4 protein-coding genes are annotated in these 4,139 nt (G+C 64.2%); all 4 read left to right on the top strand.

The window, feature by feature from the left end:
* The first annotated feature begins 159 nt into the window (after positions 1-159).
* Positions 160-1,656: an FAD-linked oxidase C-terminal domain-containing protein gene (locus EN906_RS25190; protein WP_127270604.1), complete on the top strand. Its 1,497-nt coding sequence runs from the start codon at positions 160-162 to the stop codon at positions 1,654-1,656.
* Between the two features lie 295 nt (positions 1,657-1,951).
* Positions 1,952-2,548, top strand: coding sequence for an ASCH domain-containing protein (locus tag EN906_RS25175; protein WP_236383375.1), 597 nt, complete (start codon positions 1,952-1,954; stop codon positions 2,546-2,548).
* Positions 2,545-3,750, top strand: a complete 1,206-nt coding sequence (gene glcE, locus EN906_RS25170; RefSeq protein WP_127273428.1) for a glycolate oxidase subunit GlcE — start codon at positions 2,545-2,547, stop codon at positions 3,748-3,750. The genes EN906_RS25175 and glcE overlap by 4 nt, the downstream gene beginning before the upstream one ends.
* Positions 3,751-3,760: 10 nt before the next feature.
* The coding region (locus EN906_RS25165) for a 4Fe-4S dicluster domain-containing protein (RefSeq protein ID WP_127375457.1) at positions 3,761-4,139 on the top strand (379 nt) is incomplete at its 3' end.

The following is a 4,139-nucleotide window of genomic DNA, read 5'->3' as shown; positions in this document are numbered from 1 at the left end:
CTCGTAGAGCGCCGCGCGGGGGAGGGTGAGACAGCGGCAGATTGCCGCTGCGGAAGCTTGCCTCAGCCTTGATGCCGGATTCCCAACCACCACAGGATTTGCACCCAACGCGCTTCACTGGTAAAAGATTTTGACCAGTCAAGCGAAATGAGGCTGCTGATGTCCGGCCTGGCCATGCCGAAACCAGACGACGCCACGATGCGCCGGCGCGACGAGATCGTCGCCGACATGCGCATCATCGTGCCGGGTGAGGGCGTCGTCGACGCCGCCAATTCCATGCGCGCCTTCGAGAGCGACGGCCTGACCGCCTATCGGCAGCTGCCGCTGGTCGTCGTGCTGCCGCAAACGGTGGCGCAGGTTTCGCGCGTGCTGAAATACTGCAACGATCGCAACGTCCGCGTCGTGCCGCGCGGCTCCGGGACCTCGCTGTCGGGCGGCGCGCTGCCGCTCGAGGACGCGGTGCTTTTGGTGATGAGCCGCTTCAACCGTATCCTCGAGATCGATTTCCCCAATCGCGTTGTCGTTGCCCAGCCGGGCGTCACCAATCTCGGCATCACCACCGCCGTCGAGCAGCAGGGCTTTTACTACGCCCCCGATCCATCCTCCCAGATCGCCTGCTCGATCGGCGGCAATGTCGCGGAGAATTCCGGCGGCGTGCACTGCCTGAAATACGGCCTTACCGCCAACAATGTGCTCGGCATCGAGATGGTGCTGATGAATGGCGAAGTGGTACGGCTCGGCGGCAGTCACCTCGATGCGGAAGGTTATGACTTGCTCGGCGTCATGACGGGTTCGGAAGGGCTGCTTGGCGTCGTCACCGAGGTCACCGTGCGCATCCTGAAGAAACCGGAGACGGCTCGCGCACTGCTGATCGGCTTCCCGACCAGTGAGCAGGGCGGCCAGTGCGTCGCCGACATCATCGGCGCCGGCATCATTCCGGGCGGCATGGAGATGATGGACCGGCCGGCGATCCACGCCGCCGAGGATTTCGTCCATGCCGGCTATCCCCTGGATGTCGAAGCGCTGCTGATCGTCGAGCTCGACGGGCCGGGCGTCGAGGTCGATCATCTGATCGGTCTGGTCGAGGCGATCGCCTACAAGAACGGCTCGACCACCTGCCGCATTTCGCAGTCCGAACATGAACGGCTGAGCTTCTGGGCCGGCCGCAAGGCGGCGTTTCCGGCCGTCGGCCGCATCTCGCCCGACTACTACTGCATGGACGGCACCATCCCGCGCAAGGAGCTGCCGCGCGTGCTCGCCGGCATGCGCGAGCTGTCGGAAAAATACGGTCTCGGCGTCGCCAATGTCTTTCACGCCGGCGACGGCAATCTGCATCCGCTGATCCTCTACGATGCCAACGTACCGGGCGAACTCGACAAGGCCGAAAGCTTCGGCGCCGACATATTGCGGCTCTGCGTCAAGGTCGGCGGCGTGTTGACCGGCGAACACGGTGTGGGCGTGGAAAAACGCGACCTGATGCCGGAAATGTTCACCCAGATCGATCTCGACCAGCAGATGCGCGTCAAATGCGCCTTCGATCCCAACCATCTGCTCAACCCGGGAAAAGTGTTCCCGCAGCTGCGGCGATGCGCCGAACTCGGCCGCATGCACATTTCCGGCGGCAAGCTGCCGTTTCCGGACATTCCGAGGTTTTGAGGGATATGTCGGCGCTTGAACACCCCCCTCTGTCCTGCCGGACATCTCCCCCTCAAGGGGGGAGATTGGCAGCTCGCGCGCCTCGCCCTTTTGTCACCATTGGAGATTGGCGAAGCCATATGCGACATCCGATCTCTCCCCTTGAGGGGGAGATGTCCGGCAGGACAGAGGGGGGCGCCAAGGAACTCAGCATATCCGAACTCGCGTCTGGCATAGAATTCGCCCCCCTCTCCGTCTCGGGCTTTGCCCGAGCCACCTCTCCCCCGCTTTGCGGGGGCGAGGAACCCATGCCCGAGTGAGGTTTGAGTTGCTGTTCAAACAATCCTTGCTGGACAAGATCGCGCGCAATGAAGTGACGCTCGCTTTTCGGCGCTGGAAGCGGCCGACCGTCAAGGCCGGCGGGCGGGTCAGAACGGCGTCAGGTGCGGTTAGGATCGGGGACATCTCGATCGCGAGCGGCTCCGAATTGACGGAGAAAGACGCGACCGCAGCCGGCTTTCCGTCCCGAGGAGCCCTTCAGGAGATGCTTGGCCCCGATGACGGTACCCCGGTCTATCGCATCGAGCTCAAAGGCATCGAGCCCGACGAACGCGTTGGCCTGCGCGGCGACGCCGTGCTTTCCGATGAGGACTGGCATGCCTTGACCCAGCGTTTTGCGCGCTGGGACAAAACGGCACCCGGCTACTTCCCGTCGATCCTGCAGGCGATCGGCGCCCATCCGGAATTGCCGGCTGCTGTCCTGGCCGACAAGGCCGGCGTCGAAAAGCTGAAGTTCAAGCAGGATGTCCGCAAGCTCGGGGAGTTCGGTCTCACCGAGAGCCTCAAGGTCGGTTATCGGCTGTCGCCACGGGGCGAAGCCGTGCTCGAAAGGCTTCGGGAGCACAGGCTTTGACTACTTTCACCCCAACCACACCATCCGAAGTCCTCTCCACCGTCGCCTGGGCAGCGGCGGAAGGCTCGCCGCTCGAAATCCTCGGCCACGGTTCCAAGCGCGGCATCGGCCGGCCGCTGCAAACCGAACACACGCTCGACCTGTCGAAACTCTCTGGCGTCACGCTCTATGAACCGGCTGAACTGGTGCTGTCGGCCAAGGCAGGCACACCGCTGGCCGAGATCGAAAAGCTGCTGGCGGAAAACGGTCAGCAACTCGCTTTCGAGCCGATGGATTACGGTCCGCTGTTTGGTGGCGAACCGGGCAAGGGCACGATCGGCGGCGTGCTCGCCGCGAACCTCTCCGGTCCGCGCCGGCTCAAGGCGGGCGCGGCGCGCGATCATGTCCTGGGCATCAATGTGGTGTCCGGTCGTGGCGAAGCCTTCAAGTCGGGCGGCCGCGTGGTCAAGAACGTCACCGGCTATGACATGTCCAAGCTGATGGCCAACAGCTGGGGCACGCTGGCTGTGTTCACCGACGTCACCTTCAAGGTGCTGCCGGCAGCCGAGGCCGAAGTCACGCTCGCCATTCGTGGCCTGCTCGACGATGCGGCAGCAAGCGCCATGGCCCTGGCGCTTGGCTCGAGTGCTGAAGTGTCGAGTGCCGCCCATCTGCCCGAGCGGATCGCCGCGCGTGTCGCCGGCGGCAGTCTCGGCGGTGAGGCCGCGACGCTGCTGCGTGTCGAAGGCTTCGGCCCGTCCGTCGCCTACCGCATCGCCGCGCTGAAAACGCTGCTCGGCAAGGCTGGGCCGCTGCAGGAGATTGCCGGTGACGCTTCACGGCTGATCTGGCGCGATGTACGCGATTGCAGGCCCTTCGCCGACAACAGCGAGAAACCGGTCTGGCGTGTCTCGATGACGCCGGGACAGTGCCACCAGATGGTCCTGACGCTGCGCATGCAGGCCGCCGTCAGCGCCTACTATGACTGGCAGGGCGGGCTGGTGTGGCTGCGCATGGAACAGGGCGATCCGGAAGCCGCCCTGCTGCGCGGACTGTTGAGAAAACATGGCGGCGGCCATGCGACGCTGGTGCGTGCCGCACCTTCGCATCGCGCCGCTCTGCCGGTGTTCGAGCCGCAGCCGCCCGCACTTGCCGCACTCAGCCAGCGGCTGAAGCAAGAATTCGACCCGAAGCACATCCTCAATCCCGGCCGAATGGCCTAGGACATTAGCGATGCAGACCAATTTTTCGCTTGCCCAGCTTGCCGATCCGCATGTCGCGGAATCGGAAAAGATCCTGCGCAAATGCGTGCATTGCGGCTTCTGCACCGCCACCTGCCCGACCTATGTGACGCTTGGCAACGAGCTCGATTCACCGCGCGGGCGCATCTACCTGATCAAGGACATGCTGGAAAATGGCCATCCCGCCGACAAGCAGATCGTCACCCATATCGATCGGTGCCTGTCGTGCCTCGCCTGCATGACCACCTGCCCGTCGGGCGTGAACTACATGCATCTGGTCGACCATGCCCGCGCCCATATCCAGGAGACCTACAAGCGGCCGCTGCTCGATCGACTGACCCGCGCCATGCTGGCCTTCGTGCTGCCTTATC

It is taken from the genome of Mesorhizobium sp. M7A.F.Ca.CA.004.06.1.1 (assembly GCF_003999135.1).
Taxonomy (GTDB): domain Bacteria; phylum Pseudomonadota; class Alphaproteobacteria; order Rhizobiales; family Rhizobiaceae; genus Mesorhizobium.
This window is presented reverse-complemented; position numbering and strand designations above follow the sequence as displayed.